The following is a 19,810-nucleotide window of genomic DNA, read 5'->3' on the forward strand; positions in this document are numbered from 1 at the left end:
CGCCGACGTGAAAATACATGAGGGAGGCTTTTCATGCCCTTTTCACCTCCTTTTTGACAAGGAATTTTACTGACAATCCCTGCGGCCAAATCTAAATTGCAGAGATGTTTATAAATATTTCTCCCTTGAGACAGTACCGCGATTTCCGACTTCTTTTCTTCGGCCAAATGATTTCATTTTTAGGAAGCATGGTGAGCTATGTCGCCATCCCCTATCAGGTTTACGAATTGACGAAAGACAACTGGCTGGTCGGCCTTTTGGGCCTGGTGCAGTTGGGCCCCGTTTTAATCTTTGGGATCCTGGGCGGCACCTACGCTGATCGTTTGGATCGCAGGAAGCTGCTTCTAGTTTCTGAATTTTTCATGAGCTTGATGATTTTAGGTTTGACGTTAAACGCTTGGAGCGACAAACCCTCGGTGCCATTGATCTTTATCCTGGTCGCGCTTTTCCAAAGCATCCTGGGCTTTCACCGTCCCGCCATGGATGCTCTGACTCAGAAAATCGTTGATAAAAAAGACTATGCCGCCGTCGGGGCGTTAGGCAGTTTCCGCTATTCTGCAGGCGCCATCGTGGGCCCCGCTTTAGGTGGAATTTTGATTGCGAGCTTTGGAATCAAGGGAGCCTACCTATTTGATTTTATCAGCTTTGTGGCGGCCTTTATTGCCCTTTACCTGATGTCCAAGATTCCGAATCCAGAGAAAAGGGATAATTCTCCATGGACTGACGCCAAAGAGGGTCTTAAGTATGCGGTCTCCAAGCCGGAGCTCATCGGAACTTATCTGATTGATATCGTCGCCATGGCCTTTGCCTTTCCAGTGGCGCTATTCCCTTCTATGTCGGAACAATGGGGAGGAGCTTCCGCTGCGGGGTTCTTGTTCTCTGCCATGGCGGTTGGTTCTTTGGTCATGACCGTTTTTAGCGGCTGGACATCCAAGGTCTCTCGACACGGTCGAGCCGTCGTGATCGCCGCCACACTGTGGGCCGTATTTATTATCGGAGTGGGCTATGCCCAACATCTTTGGGTGGCGCTTTTATTCCTTGGCTTAGCCGGCGCCGCCGACATGATGAGCGGACTTTTCCGCGGTATTATCTGGAATGAAACCGTTCCGAATGAGTTGCGGGGACGTCTTTCCGGGATAGAAATGATCTCGTATATGTCAGGCCCCCTGATTGGCAATGCGCGTGCGGGCTGGATGGCTGCGAAAGTCTCTGTGCCTTTTAGTATCAGCGTGGGCGGAGCGATCTGCGCTGTGGCGGTTATCGTGACGGCGTTTTGTCTTCCAAAGTTTTGGCGCTACCACGGACACGCCTCGCATACTTCATAAATAAATTTTCTTCGCCGAGGGTTTTTAATAAGAAGGCCTCGGCCTTTTCTTCACTGATCTCTTGAGACTGCAACCACAGGTCTTCAAACAAAGTCTGTGTCGCTGCCATGTTGAGCGAAGGAAAACTCGAGTCGTCGACTTCGCCAAATCCGACAATGAAAAGATAATTCCACAACGGCTTCATCGCGCGATTGTAATGGCTTTCCATCATCTTCCCCTGCCAGCCCAAATTTTCCTTGATGATTTTTGTCGACTGGGGCGAATCCATCAGGAAGCTATCCAAAGCCTCTTGCGAGGCCTTCGGCAAATGAATAAAACCTTTCGATGTTCCCAGGTAAGCCAATAAATTTATGAATACTTTTTTAGAGAAGAACGTAGCCCGATTGCGAAACCACTTCGCATAGACGACTTCTTCGCTGCGAGACAGTTCTTCGCGCAAAATCCACATTTCTCCTACACGATCATCGGCATCGGAGTCCCAGCCCCACACCATTTCACTGCGCGGATAAAGCTCCGACCACAGACTGGAAGGCTCCTTTTGATTTTGCAAAGGATAAACTAAAAGACACCCGCGGCGCTCGATGGCTTCCACCATCTTTCTTTTTTTAGTCTTCGACGTCATAGTTAGAATAGTCTAACTCGGTCTTCATCGGAGCACCAGCCTCTAACCATGCTTTTAACAAACTATATTGTCGGGGGGTGAGGCTTGCGTTCATCGGCATAGCACGTTCAACAATGGTCTTTTGATAAATACGTTGCGCGTTTTCGAGGACTTCTTCATACACATCAGTTCCGATGCCTCCGCGGATCATTCCCTGCGCCCGATTGTGACATTCGTAACAGCTGGCTGCGAAGACTTCACGGCTGACGATGAAAAACTGCAGATCCTCGGCCGCCACGGGCTTAGAATCGCCCACCGGTGCCAAAGTTCCCTCTTTGTCGTTCTCATCTTTGGAGCCACTGCAGGCACTAAAACAGACGGATAAAAGCAAGACCGCGAAGAAAGACGAAAGTCTCATGAAGCCTCCTAAGATTTGCACCTCCCCATTTTGAAAGAGAATGCACTTAGGTCAATGTGTAGTTCATCACGGATTTGCTAAATGCTAAGAGCTAGTTGATTTCGTCTTCGGATTCGAATTTAAGATCGAGGAAATCTAACAAAGAAGCATCGGCCGCTTTCGGAATTTCTGGAGCCACACGATTCAAGATACGTCTTTGCCGAGCCATCACATAAATCGACGGTCGATCAATGCGGAAACGACGGGGATTAGGTAACACGGCTGCAATGAGAGAAGCCTCTGCCGGAGAAAGTCTTTTAGCAGTTTTTTTAAAGAACTTTTGTGAAGCCGCTTCCACACCATAAACGCCAGGACCTAACTCGATCACATTTAGATAAACTTCCAAGATGCGCTCTTTCGGCCAAACGAACTCAATAAGAACTGTGAAGTAAGCTTCAAAGCCTTTGCGAATCCAATCTCTTTGTGGCCATAGGAACACATTCTTTGCTGTTTGCTGACTGATGGTCGACGCACCCTTTTTACGCTTATGGGTTTTGTTGTATTTCAGGGCTTTTTGAATGGCGTCGTAGTCAAAGCCGTTATGCTCAAAGAAGCGATAGTCTTCGGCTTTTAAAACAGCTCTTTGCACAGAAGGCGAGATTTCTTCTAGGGACACCCAGTCTTTCGAGATCCCCACAAACTTTTCACCCCACAGGGACTCCACCGAGCGAATCACCATCAGGGGCGTGATAAAGACCGGCACGAATCGATAAAACAAAACGGCACCCAAGCTGCTTACAAAAAAGAGCAGCACAAGCTTCGTGATCCAATTTCGAATTCGGGGCCAGTATTTTTTCATGAATAACGTTCTAGAGAAGACCTGGTTGCACGATCTCAACCCAATAGTCATCTGGATCTTTGATAAAGGCGATATTTTTCATGCCGCCTTCACCCAGTTTTTTCTGAAAAGGCACTCCCATGCGCTCAAAACGGGCGCAGGCTTCTTGAATATTGGGAACAGAGATGCAGATATGACCAAAACCACGAGGTTCCGTGTTTCCGTTGTGGTAAGGCGTCTTTTCTTGCTCTTCAGTACCCCAATTGTGAGTTAACTCTAGAACGGCTTGTCTGCCGAAGGTGTATTTGGCATTGGCTTCATTTTCGGAAGGCACGGCCTCCCCTTCAGGAACATACGCTAGAAAGAAAAGGGAAAACTTCCATTCAGCATAATCCAACTTACGAACCAACTTCATTCCCAAAACGTTTGTGTAAAATTCCAACGACGCTTTGGGATCTTTAATGCGCATCATCGTATGATTAAATACGTAACCTTTTGTCTCTGACATAATTTTCCTCTTGCGTTCAAACTAACATAAATTGGTAACACCATAAAGACCGCATTTGCGAGGAAGGCTAGAAACCCCACCCAAAATGCCACCAGATTCATTTGGCCTAGCCCTTGCTATACCCCTAACCAGGTGACCGATGTCACCACTCTTCGGGGGAAGAGAGTTTAATTGGGGGAAACTATGTGGCGAGGACTCGCACATCTAACTGGTCTTTTGGTTTTGGCATTATCAATTCAATCCAACGCACAAACTCCGCCGGGAGTTCGTATTCAAAGTATTCAAGCTGTTGGCAGCGGATGTCCTGTAGGTTCACACAGCGCTAATATTTCACCAGATGGTCAGACGTTTTCTCTTCTATTAGATAATTTTGTCGCCTCATCGACAATGCAAAATCCCATCGCTCGTTTGATGTGTGAATTGAAAGTCAGCTTCTATGTTCCAGCCGGATGGACTTTTGCGGTTCTTAGCGCCGATTACCGTGGCTTTGCTTACGCTGAAGCGGGAACCGTCACACAACACCAAGCTCTTTATTCTTTTGATGGCAGTAAACCTAAAAACGAAAGACCGGGCTACGAAAACGGTGGAACTTACAACTTCCGTGCTCAAGAATTCAGAGGTCCCTACAACGACAACTATTACATCAAACACAATATCGATCCGCGAGTCGCACCTTGGGCTCCGTGCAGCTCGCAATCTGTGCAAACTCTTTATGTCACAACATTCTTAATGGCTCGAAACTTAAATCTATCTTCACTTGTTGAATCGACAATCTCTTTAGATAGCATCGATGGACAAGTGCAGTCGCAGCGTTACTCGCTGGCATGGAAACAGTGCACTCCATCACGAGTGACACCACCGACGAAAGATCCAGGCACACCACGTCCCGCGCCGCCTCGCGATCCAGGTCGTCCACCAAGATACAGATAATCAAAAACAGAAATTAGAAAAACAAAATAACAACTTTTAAATGGAAAAATAAACCATAAGGGGGAAGTGTATGAAAAAAATGATGTTAATGGGTCTTCTGGGAGTGGTGTCAGCACTCAGTCTTCAGGCGAATGCGCAAGTGCGCTTGGGTGAGCCTGCTTACGGTGGTACAGGTTGTCCTGCGGGATCAGCAAGTGTCACTTTGAGTCCTGACCAACAGGCTTTAAGTATCTTGTTTGATAACTACGTGGCTGAAGCCGGTGGCGGTCGTCGTATTGATCGTAAATCGTGCAACATCTCCGTTCCAGTGCATGTGCCTTCTGGATACAGTGTTTCTATTTTTCAAGTGGACTACCGTGGTTTTAACTCGGTGCCTCGCGGAGGCCTTTCTCGCTTTGACGCGGAATACTTCTGGGCAGGTGCACGTGGACCTCGCGTTTCTAGAACTTTCATGGGACCGGTGAGCGATGTTTACACGATCTCTGATGGTTTGATTGCAAGTGCCCAAGTGTGGTCTCCGTGTGGAGCGAGCGTGAATCTAAGAATCAATACGTCGATGATGGCTCAAGCGAACTCTCGCGGTGAGCAAACTTTGGCGACAGTGGACAGTGCCGATGTGACTTCAGGCCTAATCTACCACCTAAGATGGCAACGTTGCCGCTAGGTTGAATTTGGCGGGGCTTCCGGTCGGCAAAAGTAGATGTCTTTAAGGCGAAAATGCGTTAGAGTCTGCTTTTAAACACCAGGAGCCCAGCCGATGTCCAAATCGCCTCAACACTCTCAAGCCCTTCAAGTACGCCACGCGTTGTGGGATCTTCAAAAAGAAGTTTTAAACTCTCTTAAAGCAGAATTCGATCAAGAAAACGGTTATCAAGCCGCTCCTACAGAATGGTTTCAAGTTTTAATGACGGCCGAACGCTATGCTTGGCTTCGTGAACTGACGACTTTGATGGCCGATATCGATATCATGACCGAGCTTGAATTCATCACCGAACAACACTTGGGAACGGCTCGCTCTGAAATTGAAAGAATGTTGATTGATTTGAGTTCCGACGACGCTTTCAATAAACAATTCCGCGAACTTCTTATGTCAGGCACTGCCCTGCTGCCTTTGCATTCACAGCTTCGTGCTAGTTTACAAAATTTGCCGAAGTCTGAGTTGTCCAAAGATCAAACTCTTGCTGAACGAAAGAATTGGCACGAAGAACACCGTCATCAGGCAAAAAAGCGCCGCAACTAAAGACGGTTTTAAAAAAAACATATCCTTACTTAAACCTCCCCGAGGGTAGTCTTTTTCTGACGTCTTGGTGGAGGTTTTATGTTTCATAGACTCTTCTTCACATCCTTACTCATCGGCGGAAGTCTTTTGTTCTTGGCTCTTTTTGGCTCTCACCTAGAGCCGATGATTCGTTCTAACGTCGCTACGCAAAAGTTTTTGATTTGGGTGAACTCTCCATTTAGCAGTCAGAAAGTGAATGCTGAAGACCTGGATGAAATGCGCCGTGAACCATTGCAGGCTCAGCGTGGAACCCTGCCGTCACCATCGAAAAAAGTGTGGGAATTAACATTGAACGAAACCACCGAAGCTCAACTGGCGGACTGGATTCGTCACCGCAAGATCGCGTGCTCTAAAAGTTCCAAAGGTTATAACTATATCAAGTGTAAAAAGGTTCCTTTGGTGGCGCTGGGTCTTCCCTATGTGAATTCCTTTGCAGAACTTGATTTCACGATCGATGCACACAACAGGCTTATCTTCGTAGGGCTTTTGCATCGCCAACTGGAAACCGTCAAGGCGTTGTCTTTGCTCGAAAATATTTCGGCTTCTTTAAACTCGCGATTGGGGTCGCCTAGTCGCAGTCCCGCCTCTTTGACTCCGGAAGAATTGGATCATTCGCTTGAAGCTTTAAGTTACGAATATAAGTTTAAAGATTATATCGCGCGTGTGACGGCTTCAAAACTTTCTACAACGGGAATTATCTTGTACGAACAGCATATTTACATTCCTTAGCAGAATGTCTAACCCTTCACGCACAGCACTTGTTTTAAAACAGCAACGACTTCGACCAGATCTTCTTGATTCTTCATCACTTGATCAATGTCCTTATATGCCGAAGGAATTTCATCGATCACGCCGGAGTCTTTGCGGCATTCCACCCCGCTTGTTTGTTCGATCAAGTCGGTGATATCAAAACGACGTTTTGCTTCACCGCGCGACATTCTTCGTCCGGCGCCGTGAGCACAGGAGTTAAATGATTCTGGATTACCCTTACCTCGCACGATGTACGAGCGTGCCCCCATGGAGCCAGGAATGATACCCATGTCACCGCGCTCTGCCCGCACGGCTCCTTTGCGTGTGACTAGCACGTCTTCACCATAGTGAATTTCGCGAGTCGCGTAATTGTGATGGCAATTGACCTTCATCGAAAAGGGCACCGGGGCTCCCTTCATTCCGATATGAAATGAAATAGCGTGAAGAACACGACGAAGCATCTCTTCGCGATTTTCTAAAGCATACTCTTGCGCCCATTCTAAATCACGCATGTAGGTTTCATATTCAGCTGTGCCTTCGACATAGTAAGCCAGATCGGGATCTGGAAGTACCGTCGCCAGCTTTTTTAATTCACCTTTGGCGTGGCGGATGTGCTCTTCAGCGAGACTCTTACCGACATTACGAGAACCTGAATGCAGCATGACCCACACGGCGCCGTCAGCGTCGGTGCAAATTTCGATGAAGTGATTTCCTCCGCCCAATGTTCCTAACTGATGAGCGGCTTTATCTTTCAAGCGCAAATTTGAAACAGACTCAGGAATATGTTTCCAGCCTTCCCAGTTTTCGACGGAAGATGTGAGACTTCGATTGGACTCATGTCCCACAGGAACAGAGCGCTCGATCGAATGACGAAGTTTATCCAAATCGTGAAGAATGCGGTGTGGTTCAACATTGAGTCTGGCCGCAATCATGCCACACCCTATATCAACGCCCACTGCTGCGGGTATGACCGCGCCTTTTGTGGCAATAACACTGCCCACAGTCGCGCCAATTCCTAAATGAACGTCGGGCATCGCCGCTACATGCTTAAACACGAATGGAAGTGAGGCCACATTCTGCAACTGGCGCGCCGCTTGTGACTCCACTTCGCCTTCTGGCGCCCATATTTTTACAGGCTTATTCTCGGATTTTAAGTTTGTCAAAATTGGCATATCGTAACTCACTTCAATCAAGGTTCTGTGCTAATATTAACATATGTTTCAGTCACTCTTAGGGCTTTTTCTCGTTTTGCTGGCCTCGGTTTCTTGGGCTGGCTCCAATTCGTCTTCACTGCGAGTTGTGACTGAGTATTGGCCTCCGGTGACCTTCGAAGAAGATGGTAAACCTCAGGGGATGGCAGTCGAACTAACTCAGGTGCTGCAAAAACAAATGAATCGCTCTGAGCCTATTGAAGTTCTTCCCTGGCCCCGAGCTTATCATCTGGTCTTGAATCAACCGAACGTTTTGCTTTTCACAGTGATTGATAATGCCGAACGGAAAAATCTTTTTACTTTCTTGGGACCTATTGCTCAGGGTGAAATTGCTTTGTTCGCGCGCAGAACAACGGTGCTAGATGTTTCAGATAAAGAAAAACTAAAGAACATGGCTATCAGTGTTCACCGAGGCACAGCTTTTCAAGATACTTTGACTCGACAGAAATTTAAAAAGATCGTGCCCGTGAATTCACCTGTGAGTGGCGTCAAGATGTTAATGGCCGGTCGCGTGGATTTGATTTGTGAAGACGTGCTGGCAGTCACTCGCATGATGCAAGAGGCGGGTTATCCGGAAGATGCATTCATAAAAGTCGCGACGCTTGAAAGAGTCGGTTACTATTACGCGTTTTCTAAAAACACTGAATCTGAAACTATTCAGCAGTGGAGAAATGCTTTAGAAAAAGCGAAGCGCAGCGGACAATTCAAAGCCATTTATAAAAAATGGTTCGGAAATAATCCGGCGCCAGAAAATGTTATTCTTCGCCTTGCAGAGCGGGATCTTGAAAAACCTGAAGAAAAACTTCTTTGGGCTGAGCTCCTGACACCCCAATTTGACGATCAAAAATAAAGAACGGCACTCCGCTGATTCCTAAGTCATAAGCTTCACCTATCAAGGCACCGACTTCTTCGCGGCCTTGATCGCTTTTAAGGAATTCAGAAACTTCTTCCGGTTTGAAACCGATCGGTGACAGTGCTTTCTGAAGATTTTCGATCTTAGATAAATCTAAGCCCTCTTCATAGTAAGCCGCATAAAGTGCGTTAGTAACATCAAGCTGCTTTCCTTTTTTTCCCGCCCACCAAATCAGGCGATGACAATCCAGAGTGTTGATATGAGTTTTAATTTTCTCCATATTCATTTTCAATCCGGATTTTTCAGCTGCCCCGAGCAATCTTGCTTCTGCCGCCTTAAAGTTTTCGTCATTTCCGAATTTATTCCGCAGATATTCTTTGCGAGGAACACCTTCTTGTGGGCTGGCAGGATCTAATTGAAAAGGCAGGACCTTCACTTCGATGTCGATATCTTTGCGCTCTGCCACGGCATCTAAGAAATTTTTCTTTCCGACGTAACACCAGGGACAAACAATATCCACAACAAGCTCAACGACGATTTTCTTTTTCATAATCCCACCTCGCGCTTATACTAGACATTATGGGTTTACGTCTTCACGTCAACGAACTTCTTAAAATCAACCCGGCGCCTTCACCGTGGCCACGCATGGTCGTCTGTGCTTTTGCGACCATGATTCCTTTGATTGTCGGCACAGCTTTGCATCAACTTCCAATTTCTATATTTGGAGCGCTGTTCGGTTTTCTTTTGGTGCTCAACGACCATTTGGGCACCTTAGGACACAGGCTTTGGGTGATCACACTGACATTTTTATGTTTACTGGCGGGTTTAACTTTAGGAGTTCTTACCGGTGGACAAAAAGTTTTGCTGATTCCCTTGCTTCTGGGATTGACGTATTGGTTGGGACTTATTTCCACTCAAGGGGCTGAGTTAGAACGTGCGGTTTTGTTTTCGGTGTTTCAGATTCTAGCTGGTGCCTATTCTCCTGCTGTTGCTAAATATCTTTCACTGAGTTTAGTCTATGCGTTTTTGGGTTATCTTTGCGTGATCGTCGCGCTTTCTATTTTGGTATTTGTTCGCCGTCACAATCCAAATCCATTTGCGCGCATTCGCGAAACCTTTAAAAAGTCGTTAACGAAAGAAAAAAGCCGGCATCTTTATGCTTTGAGTTTTTCTTTGGCGGTTTTAATCACTCTGCTGGTTGTTGATTATTTTCAAATGAGTCACGGCTATTGGGCCGTGGGCACGGTCTTGATCATCATGCGCCCCGAGGCCAAGGCCAGTATTTATCGCATCATTCAAAGATTTTTTGGCACCCTGGTCGGCGTGTTAGTCGCAGAGCTGATTATCCTAAGTGTGCATTCAGTTTGGATTGCAATTCCACTCATCGGCTTCATTAGTTTTTGGGGACCGTGGTCTTTAAGTCGCAGCTATTGGCTAGGCTCTGCGGTGATCGTGACAATGCTTTTGGTTTTGTTGGATTTACCCAGCATTGAGACCGGCGACTTGCATACTCCTCTAATTCGGTTGCAAGCCACGGGCATCGGTTGCCTCTTCGGGCTTTTAGGCGTCGTCATGGCAAATCCCCAGGTTTTGTGGCGGGACAACCCGCCCCCCTCGTAACTACTTTTTGATCTCGCCGATGTATTTTGGATTTAGTAAATTTTCGATAGAGAAAATTTGATCCAACTGTTCTTGAGTGACGACGCCTCTTTCAAGAGCGACCTCGGCGACACTTCGTCCCGTCTGCGCACAGATCTTTCCAATCTTATCCCCTTCTTCGTGACCGATGATAGGGTCTAAGAAAGTAACAATACCAATACTGTGCATGACATAATCACGGCAGCGATCCACGTTGGCGGTGATGCCCACCACGCACTTGTCTTTCAGCGTGATGCAGGCCTGAGTCATCAGAGTTATAGATTCAAAGATGCTGGAAGCAATCACGGGCTCCATCACGTTTAATTGCAACTGCCCGGCTTCGGCCGCTAACGTGATTGCTAGATCATTTCCCATCACTTTGAATGCGACTTGGTTTACGACTTCAGGAATAACGGGATTTACTTTTGCAGGCATGATGGAGCTTCCTGCCTGCATCTCTGGAAGATTGATTTCTTTTAAACCTGCACGAGGGCCCGAGCTAAGCAAGCGCAAGTCGTTGCAGATTTTAGAAAGTTTCACGGCCGTTCTTTTTAGTGCGCCCGAGATGATAATGTAAGCGCCGCAGTCGCTGGTGGCTTCAATCAAGTCTTCGGATTGCACAAACGGATATCCAGTCACTTCCGCAAGTTTTTTCACCGCTAAAGGTGCATAACCTTCAGGAGCATTGATGCCTGTTCCAATCGCGGTGGCGCCTAAGTTCACTTCTAGAATTAGTTTTTGAACGGTTTTGATAAGACGACTGTCCTCTTTCAACAATGTCGCAAAGGCATTGAACTCTTGCCCTAAAGACATGGGAACTGCGTCTTGCAATTGCGTGCGCCCCATTTTAAGAACATTTTTAAACTCTTGTCCTTTGGCTTCAAAAGCTTTCGCCAATTCTTCGATGGCTTTTTCAACCACCGTCAAATGTTCATACAAAGCCACGCGAAACGCTGTAGGATAAGCATCGTTCGTCGACTGACACTTGTTCACGTGATCGTTCGGATTAATGACCGAGTAAGTGCCTTTTTCAAGACCACGTTTCTCTAAGGCGATATTCGCAATCACCTCGTTGGCGTTCATATTGACAGACGTCCCCGCTCCTCCTTGAAAAACGTCTGAGGGAAATTGAGCGCCCCACATTTTCGGGTCTGCAAGAATCACGTCGCATGCCTCGACAATGGATTTTGCGATATCAGGAGAAATTGTTCCCAATTCTCCATTGGCAAGAGCGCAGGCTTTTTTCACTAGGGCCAAGCCGCGAATGAATAAAGCGTCGGCACCGATAGGCAGGCCCGAGATTTGAAAGTTCTCCATTGCGCGCACGGTGTGAACACCATAGTAAGCTCCTGCGGGAACTCTTTTTTCACCTAACAAATCTTTTTCGACTCTAAAATTCTGCATAACTTCACCTTACTTTTTTAACTTCAATACTTCCCCGTGTTTCATCACGCGGAAAGCTTCAGGGCTGACATTCATTTTCTGAAGAGCGATTTTTAAGTCTTCAGGAGGTGCTGCCATCGCCTCATCACTCAATCGGAATGTGCCCCAATGCACTCCGATAGAAAGTTTCGATTGTAGATCCAGGTGCATTTGCACAGCTTGTTCTGGATCCACGTGTTGCTGTTTCATAAACCACTTCGGTTCATAGGCCCCTACCGGAATCATCGCGATATCCGAGGCGCCGAAGCGATTGAACACGTCTAAGAAATCTTTCGAGTATCCGGTGTCGCCCGAATAAAAAAACTTCAGCGAAGGCGCTTGAATATACCAGCCTCCCCAAAGAGTTTTATTTCGATCCCAAAGACTTCGCTGACTCCAATGCTGTGCGGGCGTGAAAGTCAGTGTCACGTTTTTGACTTGTGTGTTTTCCCACCAGTCCAATTCTTTGACGTTGTCGATGTCTTCGGATTTAAGCAGGGATTCTAATCCTAGCGGCACTAAAAACAACAAGGCTTTGTCATTTTGTTTTGCCAGTTTCCGCAAAGTCGGAAGATCCAAGTGATCAAAGTGCGCATGCGAGATCACGACGACATCAATCGATGGCAACTCTTCAATAGGAAATGGCAAGGCCACTTGTCTTTTCGGTCCCATAAAACTTACAGGCGAAACGCGATCTGAGAAAACGGGATCGACCAAAATGTTAAGGCCTTCAACTTGTAAAAGAGCCGAGGCGTGACCAATCCAAGTCAGCGTGTTTTCCGTGCGATTTTGTTTTAAATAAGTCGTGTCGGTTTTTAGGATTTCGGGCTGAAATGGTGGCTCCGCAGGAGCATTGCTCGTCAGACGCTCCCACTGCCACTTCCAGAAACTCGCTTTCGGCGAATTGTCGTAGTTGTTGTAAAACTGAGTTTTACCCCGGTGTGGTTTGTTTGGATCGTAGTATTTGAAGCTTTGACACCCCGAAAACACCAGAAACCCCGCTGCTGCAATGATCGACCATTTCATGGGGCTACAATCTCACACTTTACACTCTCTGTCATATGCGGATGTGTTGCCTTGCGCGCTATGAAATATTAGGACTGAGTCCTGACACTTCGATACAAGGAAACACCCGTGATTCGTGAATTTTGGAAGCAGCAAAGTACATCGCAGAAAGTCACAATTCTTTTCATTCTGGCCTTAATTTTCCGAGCTTTCTTTTCGCTTAACATTGGTTTGATCGATGACGAGGCTTATCACTGGTCTTGGGCCAAGTGGTTGCAGCTTTCTTATTTCGATCATCCGGCAATGATTGCGTGGCTTGAAGCGATCACGACCAGTATTTTTGGTGACACCTACCTGGGCGTACGCTTACCGGGATTTTTGTGCTTTATCGGTATCACCGTTCTGCTTTACAAACTGACCAAAGATCTTTTCCACGATGAGTGGGCGGCGATCTTTGTGGGTTTTGTGATGTTGTGGTCTCCGTTTTGGGGATTTGGTGGTTATGTGGCGTCGCCAGAACCTCCGTTCATGCTTTGTTGGGTCGCCGCAGCCTACGTCTTCTGGCAAGGCGTGCGTGAAGACGACAAACGTTGGAGCACGAAGAAAACTTGGTTGTGGCTAGGTGTATTGATGGGCTTGGGTCTGAACTCGAAGTTCATCATTGCGTTGCTGGCTCCGGGATTTGGTCTTTATCTTTTGACGACACCGTCACGCCGCAAGGATCTTTTGACGCCGTGGCCGTGGGTGGGCTTTTTGATCGCGACCGTGCTTTGCTCACCGATCTTTATTTGGAATATCACGCACGACTGGCCGGGCTTTAAATTTCAATTCCATGATCGCCATCAGGGTTCTAGCTTTAGTTTTAATCGTTGGCTTGTGTTCTTTGGTGCGCAGCTTTTGTTTGCGACTCCGTTCTTGTACGTGATGATTGTTTTGGCGTTCATCACTTCGCTTTTGAAGTTTAAAGAAGCTCGCTGGAGATTTTTATTCTGTCTGACCGTGCCGTCGTTTGCGATTTTCTATCCACAGCCTTTATGGGCGGAATACAAACCGCACTGGAGTGGCGCTGCTTATACGTTGTTGTTAATGGGTGTGGGCTTCATCTGGTCACAAGGTTTGCGCTGGGGTTCTAAGCGCATCGTGAAAGCGCGCAGCAAGGTTTACACTTGGGGTATCTTGGGTTTCTTTATTCCGTTGGCCTTGATTGCATACACTCCGTTTGCTTACCCGTGGGCGCCGAAAGTTTATAAGTTCTTTAATCCATCGGGTGAATGGCAGACGACTTGGGACTTCAGTAACGAGTTCACCGGCTGGGAAGACTTGGGCCGCTACGTGAATCGCCGTCAACGCGAAATCCACGCAGAAAGCGGTCGTAAACCTTTCATCGCGGCTCACCGCTATGAGAATACCGCGCAAACAACATGGGGCACGAAGCAGAAGGTGTACATGTTAAGTTCCACTCGCAGTCACTACACTGTGATGCAGTCGGAAGAAGAGATGAATAATCTTAAGGGCCAGGATGCGATCTTCGTAAGCACGGAAAAATATCCCGCCGATCCGATGGAATGGGCGAAATGGGATGGCTGTCAGAAAGAAACGTTGAAGACGTTCCGTCATGGTGAACATGCTCGGACTTTTAATGTTTATTACTGTCGGAATTTTCAGGGGATTACGCAGTAGTTATTTCGGTACATCGAAAGACATAAATAAAAAATGGCTCTGAACATTCGCCCTTTTTTTTAATTCAACACATACTCAATCGGAACCGTAAAGCTCCAATTGGCTCTTTGGATTTCTTGCGGGAATGGCTTCATACCGCTGATGCTTTTCACTAGATCATGCGCGGCTTGATTCAAAGATTCGTACGGGCTTTTTTCTACCACTTCACTTGTAACTAGCGAACCATCCGCCGCCAAAGTGAATCGCATGGTTACGGTTCCCGTCTGACCCATTTTCTTTGCCATCGCTGGATAGCGCTTACGACGCTCTAGTAGCTTTTTGATTTCGTAAAGGTATCTTGCTTCCGGCGACACTTCGCTGCCGTTGGCAACGCCTTCTCGGCCTTGCAATGCGCCTTTATCAGAGGTTCCAGCTAGTGAACCAGCACTCTTGCCATTTGTTGGAGCTTGCTCGGGTTGTGCGACAGTTTTTTCGTTCTTCAATGCGGGCGCATCGGAGTTGTCACTCACGACAGCCGCTTTGATTTTCGGTGCTTTAACAACGTCTTCCACTTTCGGAGTGCGAACCGTGCCGCCCTCGCCATACATCAACTCTACGCCTTGTGGAAGTGGAACTATTTCAGGTGCCGCTAAAGAAAGACCCAACACGAAAAAGCTCGCGTGCAATAGCAACGAGATTGCTACGGACTTATTGATGTTTAAAGAAAATGAGAATCGCTTTTCAGACATGGGTAAGACAGGTTTATAAGATCTTACCCCTTAAAACTCAACGCCCCCGGACCTTGAGAGCCTGAGGGCGCATTAGTTCGATTTGGTATGGCCAAATGAAAGTAAAGTGAAAATGCCGACTACCAAAGACCTTCTGATTTCAGAATGTCCTTAGTAATTTGTTTAGCGCGAGGGCCGCCATAACCAGCATCCGTCGGTGCTAGGTCACTCATGTTGGTGACCGCGATATACTCTTGATCCCCTTTTTCGATGTGAGCGATGAACCAACCGAAGTTGATCTTGCGCTCTTTATCGTAAAAGTTCGAACCGGTTTTGCCGTTGAGTTTAAAGCCGTTCGGCGATGTTTCTAGGTAAGTAATTTCACGAGTCAGCTCCATGGATCTTTCAGACGCTGGCAATTGATTCATCCAAAGTTTTTTCATGAAATCGACTTGTTCGTAAGCCGTGATCTGAAGTCCCTTTTTTTGAGGCGGATTCAGCCACGCTGTCGTGATACCGCTAGAGATATCCTTATTTCCGTAATCGAAGTCATTCAAATATTTCTGAAACTTCTTTTTACCCAACTTCGGCGTGATTCTTTGAGAAAACCAAACCACCGAATCACTCATCCAAGTTTTCGCATTGTGGTCTTTATTTACTTCGGGACGAATATCTTTACGACCATCCCATTTCAAAACTTGATTTTCGTCTTTGAGAACTTTTGCGTCGAAAGCCATCACAGCCAGCGGAACTTTGAAAGTAGAGCAAGCTGGGTAACGTGTCTTACACTCTTCATCGCCAATCACTTTGTCGTACATGCCCGTTTTCATATTGTACAAAAGAAAACAGCCCTTTTTGTCTGCGAAAAAGTTTTCCGGAATCATTTTTTCAGAGGAGTTTTTCGACGTCGCCGAACAAGCGGTCATCACGAGGGCTGCGAAGATGAGTGAAAGAAATTTCATAGGTGTTTCCAGATGTAAGGGTTTTAAAAACGCTAACATCGTTTTTTGACGGGAACAATATGCGGGAGAAATATTTTGAAAGTGTAGGTTTTAAAGTTTCAAAAGTTACTTCCACGGTGGAAGTGAAACTTTAAACGAGATTTTTTTGAAATCAAAGCTCCTGAACACTTACTGCCGATAAAGTTGTGTGAGCAAATAGACTCAATTTACTTCCACCGTGGAAGTGAAATTCGGCCTTCCAATTCACAAAATTTTTATATCGGAAGCGGCCGCACTTCACTGCCACGGTGGCAGTAAGCAAATGCGTTAAAAATAAAGGCCGATGAACACGCGAGATTAAAGGAAGCCCGAGTGGAACTTAAGAAGTACAAATACTCTCAATACAAAATCTACCGCCACCGTGGCGGTAAGCATCAGCGTCAAAGTATAAGCAGGCTGCTAAGACAAGAATTTGAGTAAGTAAAAGAGTCGCTCACCAAGTGAGTTATCCGTCATCGGCTAACTGAAATACAGCCAACTTAAGAGATAAACCAAAGACAAGAAAGAGAACCCGTTACCTTCGGCGAAAAAAACCCGCTTTTTACAGCGGGTTTTCGGAATCACTAAACGTAAGAACCTCTTTTGATCTTTTCCAAGATCAATTTTTCGGTCTTGATCGGGTCGTTCGGGTCTACAGAGAAGAAAGATTGTTGCTCGCAACGGATCTTTTCTTTGATCAACCAACGAAGGATGTCCGCCAAGTTTTTGTTCTTTTTGTCTAAGAAGAACGGATCGTTTTCCAAAGCGTCTTTGGCTTTTTTCAAAGCGCGGGCTTCGGCTGGATCGGATTCTTTCACTTTGTAGTGAGGAAGATCGTACTTTTTCACATCTTCAGGCAATACACCCAAGAATCTTACGTTCGGAGCCGAGAAGTCAGCGTTACGAATCAAAGACGCTGCTGATCCCGCTTTCAAAGTACGGAAGATATTTTGCAATGTGTACGCATCGAGATCTCCGAAGAAGTACATTGGAACATCCAACTCTTCTTGGATCAATTTTGACCAACCACGAACACCGTTCGACGGAACCCCTTGAGCACCCATCACGATACAGTTGTTACGACGAGTGAAACCCATCGTTACCAAAGTATTCGCGGTACCTTCAGACTCGACGATCAAGCAGAAATCGATTTTCTTTTTTGCTTTCAACTTCAAAGACTGAGGTTTGTTCTTCGGTTGGAATGGAGACGTACCCAAAGTCGAAAGGTCGACAACCGCTTTATCCCCGTCTGGCAAAGTCTCAGTCACAACAAGTTGTTGAGAATAAGTTTGTCCGCCACGGTCATTGGCAAAACAGTTCAATTCTTCACGATACACTTCAAGCATATCACCGATGAAGTCGATGATCGCATCTGATTCAGGTTGGTCGTCGAAGTCCAAAGGCTTCAAACGAGGATTCCCTTTAATCAAACCTTTACACATGTAATAAAGCTCACGCTTCGTATTTACCGCGCCTTTTTCAAGATTGTTCAAAAGGATTTCCAATACGAAAACCACACGCGCCAGTTTCTGAACAGATGATACGTTCAGCTCTGTGCGAACAACTTTGTCTCCCGGAGTCAGGTAACCCACTTTAGAGTTGTACAAAGAGTTATCAAGTGAAGTTTTCACCGCTTCTAGAACCGGACGCTTAGAAGACTCAAGGTCTTTAAGCATTTTATCGGCCAAGATGCGGGCTTCTTTGGGAATATCAATTTTTAATTCACGAATGCTGAGTAGTTTTCCCATCGTTCAACCTACTTCTTTTTACCAGTTGTTTTTTTAGTCGTTTCTTTTTTAGTCGTCGTCTTCTTGGTGCCAATCGGCTCGGAAGCTTCTTCGACAAGGTCTTCACTGCTGATCACGTCTTCTTCGATTTCGTGATCAATACCCTTTTTCTTCTCGCGCTTTTTTTGCTCAAGAAGTTTAGATTCTGCGGCTTCTAGATCGGCAATCGCCTCTTCAGAATCACGGCCCAAAAGTTTTTTCAAACCTTCTTCGGCTTTTCTCTTACGAGCTTCCGGAGCTTTAATGATACGAGCCAAACCTTCAACCAAGATAGGACCGAACTGCTCGATGTGAGCGAGCTTTCTTTCAAGATCCGCCTCTTTCACTTCTTTTTTGATGTGACGAGACAGCCTTTGACCGGCTTGGATCAAGGCCAAACGGATTTCCGCCACCAACTCTTCAGATGCGTCGATAGTTTCTTTCGAAGCATTCTTAAACTTGATGAACGGAGAAACCACAGACACCGCAAAGATATAAGGACCTAGCGGCAAGCTGTCTTTAGGTTGTCCCAAACCATAGGACTTCCAGTTCACAGACTCAATCGCCCACGTGATCGCACAACCTGATTTATCAAATTGCAAAGGAACACGGTTTGCGAAACGAAGCAAAGTCACTGGGCTGTCGGCCTCTTGATTGCGGTCTTTGAAACGCGCCAACGCGACTTCCACCACGACGGGTTTAAAGTCACAAATTGTCGGTTTACGAGTCACAACCGCAAAGAAGTCGATCTCTCCCAGACGAGTGATAGACTTAGAAAGAGCTTCTTCACCCACCGTCAAAACAGACTTCGTTGAAGGTGCCATTAAGTCGGTATTTTGAACCGCTTGGAAAACCTTTTTAAAGTCCTCTTCCGTCAATGAAGTTAAAGGCTTTTCCAAAAGATTCTTTGGCAGACCTTTTTTCGTAAATTCAGAGATAGATTGATCAGAAACACGCGAAAAACCGGTCTTTAAGAACTTAGAAAGAGTGGTTTTTCCAAACAAAGTGGAGTGCGTGATGAACTCACCTAGCTTAAACGTATGAGGATGTGGCAAAGACGCCTCAGGAACTTGAGGAACATCTTGGCTGACACGGTTCACAGTCACGTAGTCGTTTTCCATCAATTTATATGTGATGGTCATGTGAGGATTCACAAGGATTGTGCCCTCAATATAAGTCACGATACCGCCGTCCCCGTTTAATTGAATACGTCCATCAAGAACGAATTCAACGCGCGTTCCGTGCTCACGATCCCAGTCTAAAGTTTCCTTATTTTTTAGAACGCCGGTGTTTGATTTGATGTCGACATCCACTTGCGCAGAGATCGCTTTACGCATCTTTTTCGTCTTAGAAACAACGTTCACACCACGCGCATTGGTCATCTGCGCCCACGTCGTAGCCGCAGAGATACCGATACCTTGTTGACCGCGTGAACACTGTCCACGACCAAATTTAGAAGAGGCCAAGTACTCACCATAAACTTTGGCAAGGTCTTCAGCTTCGATACCAGGTCCGTTATCTTCGACAACGATGCGAATTAAATCAGTATTTTTAGTAGAACCAGATCCTACTTTTGTGACTTCAACTAGAAGATCAGGAAGAATGCCCGCTTGCTCACACGCATCCAAAGAGTTGTCCACGGCTTCTTTTAAAGTCGTCAAAACGGCTTTCAAAGGAGACGAGAATCCCACCTGTTGGAGGTTCTTCGCAAAATATTCAGCGGTGCTACTTTTGGTAATCTTACTCACGGTCGCTTGATCCTTCACGAGATGTTAACGAATTTTAATGAATGACTTTCATAGGTTAAGCCGAACGCAGGGGGTCAAAGCAAGACTTTAGGCTCGCTGATGCTAAGCGGCAAATTAAAACCAATTGGAGATGGTGACCTGAAATACGAGCCGAGTTCCTCTTACATCCCTT

Annotated in this window: 20 protein-coding genes; 8 read left to right on the top strand and 12 right to left on the bottom strand. The window is 46.3% G+C overall.

Annotation, left to right across the window (positions count from 1 at the left end; genetic code table 11):
• Positions 1 to 104 precede the first annotated feature (104 nt).
• Positions 105 to 1,325: an MFS transporter gene (locus tag AZI87_RS02035; protein WP_081112108.1), complete on the top strand. Its 1,221-nt coding sequence runs from the start codon at positions 105 to 107 to the stop codon at positions 1,323 to 1,325.
• Here AZI87_RS02035 and AZI87_RS02040 read toward each other — a convergent pair.
• From AZI87_RS02040 to gloA, 4 genes are all read right to left on the bottom strand, one after another.
• Positions 1,258 to 1,947, bottom strand: coding sequence for an AlkZ-related protein (locus tag AZI87_RS02040; RefSeq protein ID WP_063204770.1), 690 nt, complete (start codon positions 1,945 to 1,947; stop codon positions 1,258 to 1,260). The two genes, AZI87_RS02035 and AZI87_RS02040, sit on opposite strands and share 68 nt — an antisense overlap.
• Positions 1,931 to 2,344, bottom strand: a complete 414-nt coding sequence (locus AZI87_RS02045; RefSeq protein ID WP_063204771.1) for a hypothetical protein — start codon at positions 2,342 to 2,344, stop codon at positions 1,931 to 1,933. Before AZI87_RS02045 ends, AZI87_RS02040 begins: the two co-directional genes overlap by 17 nt.
• Before the next feature lie 91 nt (positions 2,345 to 2,435).
• On the bottom strand, positions 2,436 to 3,182 hold the full coding sequence (gene mtgA, locus AZI87_RS02050; RefSeq protein ID WP_063204772.1) for a monofunctional biosynthetic peptidoglycan transglycosylase: 747 nt from the start codon (positions 3,180 to 3,182) through the stop codon (positions 2,436 to 2,438).
• Between the two features lie 10 nt (positions 3,183 to 3,192).
• Positions 3,193 to 3,669 (bottom strand): lactoylglutathione lyase, encoded by a 477-nt coding sequence (gene gloA / locus AZI87_RS02055; RefSeq protein WP_063204773.1) that lies wholly within the window; start codon positions 3,667 to 3,669, stop codon positions 3,193 to 3,195.
• 183 nt (positions 3,670 to 3,852) lie between these two features.
• Between gloA and AZI87_RS02060 the strand changes: the two genes are divergently transcribed.
• From AZI87_RS02060 to AZI87_RS02075, 4 genes are all read left to right on the top strand, one after another.
• Positions 3,853 to 4,599 (top strand): DUF4360 domain-containing protein, encoded by a 747-nt coding sequence (locus tag AZI87_RS02060; RefSeq protein WP_063204774.1) that lies wholly within the window; start codon positions 3,853 to 3,855, stop codon positions 4,597 to 4,599.
• Positions 4,600 to 4,669: 70 nt separating this feature from the next.
• Positions 4,670 to 5,263 carry a DUF4360 domain-containing protein gene (locus AZI87_RS02065; protein WP_063204775.1) on the top strand — a complete coding sequence of 198 codons (594 nt, stop codon included), beginning with the start codon at positions 4,670 to 4,672 and terminating at the stop codon, positions 5,261 to 5,263.
• A gap of 93 nt (positions 5,264 to 5,356) precedes the next feature.
• Complete coding sequence (locus tag AZI87_RS02070; protein ID WP_063204776.1) at positions 5,357 to 5,839, top strand: hypothetical protein; 483 nt, start codon at positions 5,357 to 5,359, stop codon at positions 5,837 to 5,839.
• 78 nt (positions 5,840 to 5,917) lie between these two features.
• The gene (locus AZI87_RS02075) at positions 5,918 to 6,607 is read left to right on the top strand and encodes a hypothetical protein (RefSeq protein ID WP_063204777.1); all 690 of its coding nucleotides are present in this window, start codon (positions 5,918 to 5,920) and stop codon (positions 6,605 to 6,607) included.
• Between the two features lie 8 nt (positions 6,608 to 6,615).
• Here the strand turns inward: AZI87_RS02075 and AZI87_RS02080 are convergent, their stop codons facing one another.
• Positions 6,616 to 7,800: an RtcB family protein gene (locus AZI87_RS02080; RefSeq protein ID WP_063204778.1), complete on the bottom strand. Its 1,185-nt coding sequence runs from the start codon at positions 7,798 to 7,800 to the stop codon at positions 6,616 to 6,618.
• A 43-nt stretch (positions 7,801 to 7,843) separates the two neighbouring features.
• Here AZI87_RS02080 and AZI87_RS02085 point away from each other — a divergent pair, with 43 nt between their 5' ends.
• A complete protein-coding gene (locus AZI87_RS02085) occupies positions 7,844 to 8,689 on the top strand; it encodes a substrate-binding periplasmic protein (RefSeq protein ID WP_063204779.1) in 846 nt (281 codons plus the stop codon).
• On the opposite strand, the gene AZI87_RS02090 is transcribed toward AZI87_RS02085, so the two are convergent.
• The gene (locus tag AZI87_RS02090) at positions 8,595 to 9,242 is read right to left on the bottom strand and encodes a DsbA family oxidoreductase (RefSeq protein WP_063204780.1); all 648 of its coding nucleotides are present in this window, start codon (positions 9,240 to 9,242) and stop codon (positions 8,595 to 8,597) included. The genes AZI87_RS02085 and AZI87_RS02090 overlap by 95 nt on opposite strands.
• A gap of 29 nt (positions 9,243 to 9,271) precedes the next feature.
• On the opposite strand from AZI87_RS02090, the gene AZI87_RS02095 reads away from it, so the two are divergent.
• On the top strand, positions 9,272 to 10,312 hold the full coding sequence (locus AZI87_RS02095) for an FUSC family protein (RefSeq protein ID WP_063204781.1): 1,041 nt from the start codon (positions 9,272 to 9,274) through the stop codon (positions 10,310 to 10,312).
• On the opposite strand, the gene aspA is transcribed toward AZI87_RS02095, so the two are convergent.
• Positions 10,313 to 11,734: an aspartate ammonia-lyase gene (aspA, locus tag AZI87_RS02100; protein WP_063204782.1), complete on the bottom strand. Its 1,422-nt coding sequence runs from the start codon at positions 11,732 to 11,734 to the stop codon at positions 10,313 to 10,315.
• A 9-nt stretch (positions 11,735 to 11,743) separates the two neighbouring features.
• Positions 11,744 to 12,778 carry an MBL fold metallo-hydrolase gene (locus tag AZI87_RS02105; RefSeq protein WP_063204783.1) on the bottom strand — a complete coding sequence of 345 codons (1,035 nt, stop codon included), beginning with the start codon at positions 12,776 to 12,778 and terminating at the stop codon, positions 11,744 to 11,746.
• 108 nt (positions 12,779 to 12,886) lie between these two features.
• On the opposite strand from AZI87_RS02105, the gene AZI87_RS02110 reads away from it, so the two are divergent.
• The gene (locus AZI87_RS02110) at positions 12,887 to 14,437 is read left to right on the top strand and encodes an ArnT family glycosyltransferase (RefSeq protein WP_253696352.1); all 1,551 of its coding nucleotides are present in this window, start codon (positions 12,887 to 12,889) and stop codon (positions 14,435 to 14,437) included.
• Between the two features lie 59 nt (positions 14,438 to 14,496).
• Here the strand turns inward: AZI87_RS02110 and AZI87_RS02115 are convergent, their stop codons facing one another.
• The 4 genes from AZI87_RS02115 to AZI87_RS02130 form a co-directional block, all read right to left on the bottom strand.
• Positions 14,497 to 15,165, bottom strand: coding sequence for an energy transducer TonB (locus tag AZI87_RS02115; protein ID WP_063204785.1), 669 nt, complete (start codon positions 15,163 to 15,165; stop codon positions 14,497 to 14,499).
• Between the two features lie 119 nt (positions 15,166 to 15,284).
• The gene (locus tag AZI87_RS02120; RefSeq protein ID WP_063204786.1) at positions 15,285 to 16,106 is read right to left on the bottom strand and encodes a penicillin-binding transpeptidase domain-containing protein; all 822 of its coding nucleotides are present in this window, start codon (positions 16,104 to 16,106) and stop codon (positions 15,285 to 15,287) included.
• 602 nt (positions 16,107 to 16,708) lie between these two features.
• Positions 16,709 to 17,872, bottom strand: coding sequence for a DNA topoisomerase VI (locus AZI87_RS02125; protein ID WP_063204787.1), 1,164 nt, complete (start codon positions 17,870 to 17,872; stop codon positions 16,709 to 16,711).
• An 8-nt stretch (positions 17,873 to 17,880) separates the two neighbouring features.
• Positions 17,881 to 19,638: a DNA topoisomerase VI subunit B gene (locus AZI87_RS02130; RefSeq protein WP_063206533.1), complete on the bottom strand. Its 1,758-nt coding sequence runs from the start codon at positions 19,636 to 19,638 to the stop codon at positions 17,881 to 17,883.
• Positions 19,639 to 19,810: the final 172 nt, after the last annotated feature.

Source organism: Bdellovibrio bacteriovorus, from assembly GCF_001592745.1.
Classification (GTDB): Bacteria; Bdellovibrionota; Bdellovibrionia; order Bdellovibrionales; family Bdellovibrionaceae; genus Bdellovibrio; species Bdellovibrio bacteriovorus_B.

Coding starts and splice junctions, on each gene's coding strand:
- AZI87_RS02035 (WP_081112108.1), top strand. CDS start 105: ATGTTTATAAATATTTCTCCCTTGAGACAGTACCGCGATTTCCGACTT.
- AZI87_RS02040 (WP_063204770.1), bottom strand. CDS start 1,947: ATGACGTCGAAGACTAAAAAAAGAAAGATGGTGGAAGCCATCGAGCGC.
- AZI87_RS02045 (WP_063204771.1), bottom strand. CDS start 2,344: ATGAGACTTTCGTCTTTCTTCGCGGTCTTGCTTTTATCCGTCTGTTTT.
- mtgA (WP_063204772.1), bottom strand. CDS start 3,182: ATGAAAAAATACTGGCCCCGAATTCGAAATTGGATCACGAAGCTTGTG.
- gloA (WP_063204773.1), bottom strand. CDS start 3,669: ATGTCAGAGACAAAAGGTTACGTATTTAATCATACGATGATGCGCATT.
- AZI87_RS02060 (WP_063204774.1), top strand. CDS start 3,853: ATGTGGCGAGGACTCGCACATCTAACTGGTCTTTTGGTTTTGGCATTA.
- AZI87_RS02065 (WP_063204775.1), top strand. CDS start 4,670: ATGAAAAAAATGATGTTAATGGGTCTTCTGGGAGTGGTGTCAGCACTC.
- AZI87_RS02070 (WP_063204776.1), top strand. CDS start 5,357: ATGTCCAAATCGCCTCAACACTCTCAAGCCCTTCAAGTACGCCACGCG.
- AZI87_RS02075 (WP_063204777.1), top strand. CDS start 5,918: ATGTTTCATAGACTCTTCTTCACATCCTTACTCATCGGCGGAAGTCTT.
- AZI87_RS02080 (WP_063204778.1), bottom strand. CDS start 7,800: ATGCCAATTTTGACAAACTTAAAATCCGAGAATAAGCCTGTAAAAATA.
- AZI87_RS02085 (WP_063204779.1), top strand. CDS start 7,844: ATGTTTCAGTCACTCTTAGGGCTTTTTCTCGTTTTGCTGGCCTCGGTT.
- AZI87_RS02090 (WP_063204780.1), bottom strand. CDS start 9,242: ATGAAAAAGAAAATCGTCGTTGAGCTTGTTGTGGATATTGTTTGTCCC.
- AZI87_RS02095 (WP_063204781.1), top strand. CDS start 9,272: ATGGGTTTACGTCTTCACGTCAACGAACTTCTTAAAATCAACCCGGCG.
- aspA (WP_063204782.1), bottom strand. CDS start 11,734: ATGCAGAATTTTAGAGTCGAAAAAGATTTGTTAGGTGAAAAAAGAGTT.
- AZI87_RS02105 (WP_063204783.1), bottom strand. CDS start 12,778: ATGAAATGGTCGATCATTGCAGCAGCGGGGTTTCTGGTGTTTTCGGGG.
- AZI87_RS02115 (WP_063204785.1), bottom strand. CDS start 15,165: ATGTCTGAAAAGCGATTCTCATTTTCTTTAAACATCAATAAGTCCGTA.
- AZI87_RS02120 (WP_063204786.1), bottom strand. CDS start 16,106: ATGAAATTTCTTTCACTCATCTTCGCAGCCCTCGTGATGACCGCTTGT.
- AZI87_RS02125 (WP_063204787.1), bottom strand. CDS start 17,872: ATGGGAAAACTACTCAGCATTCGTGAATTAAAAATTGATATTCCCAAA.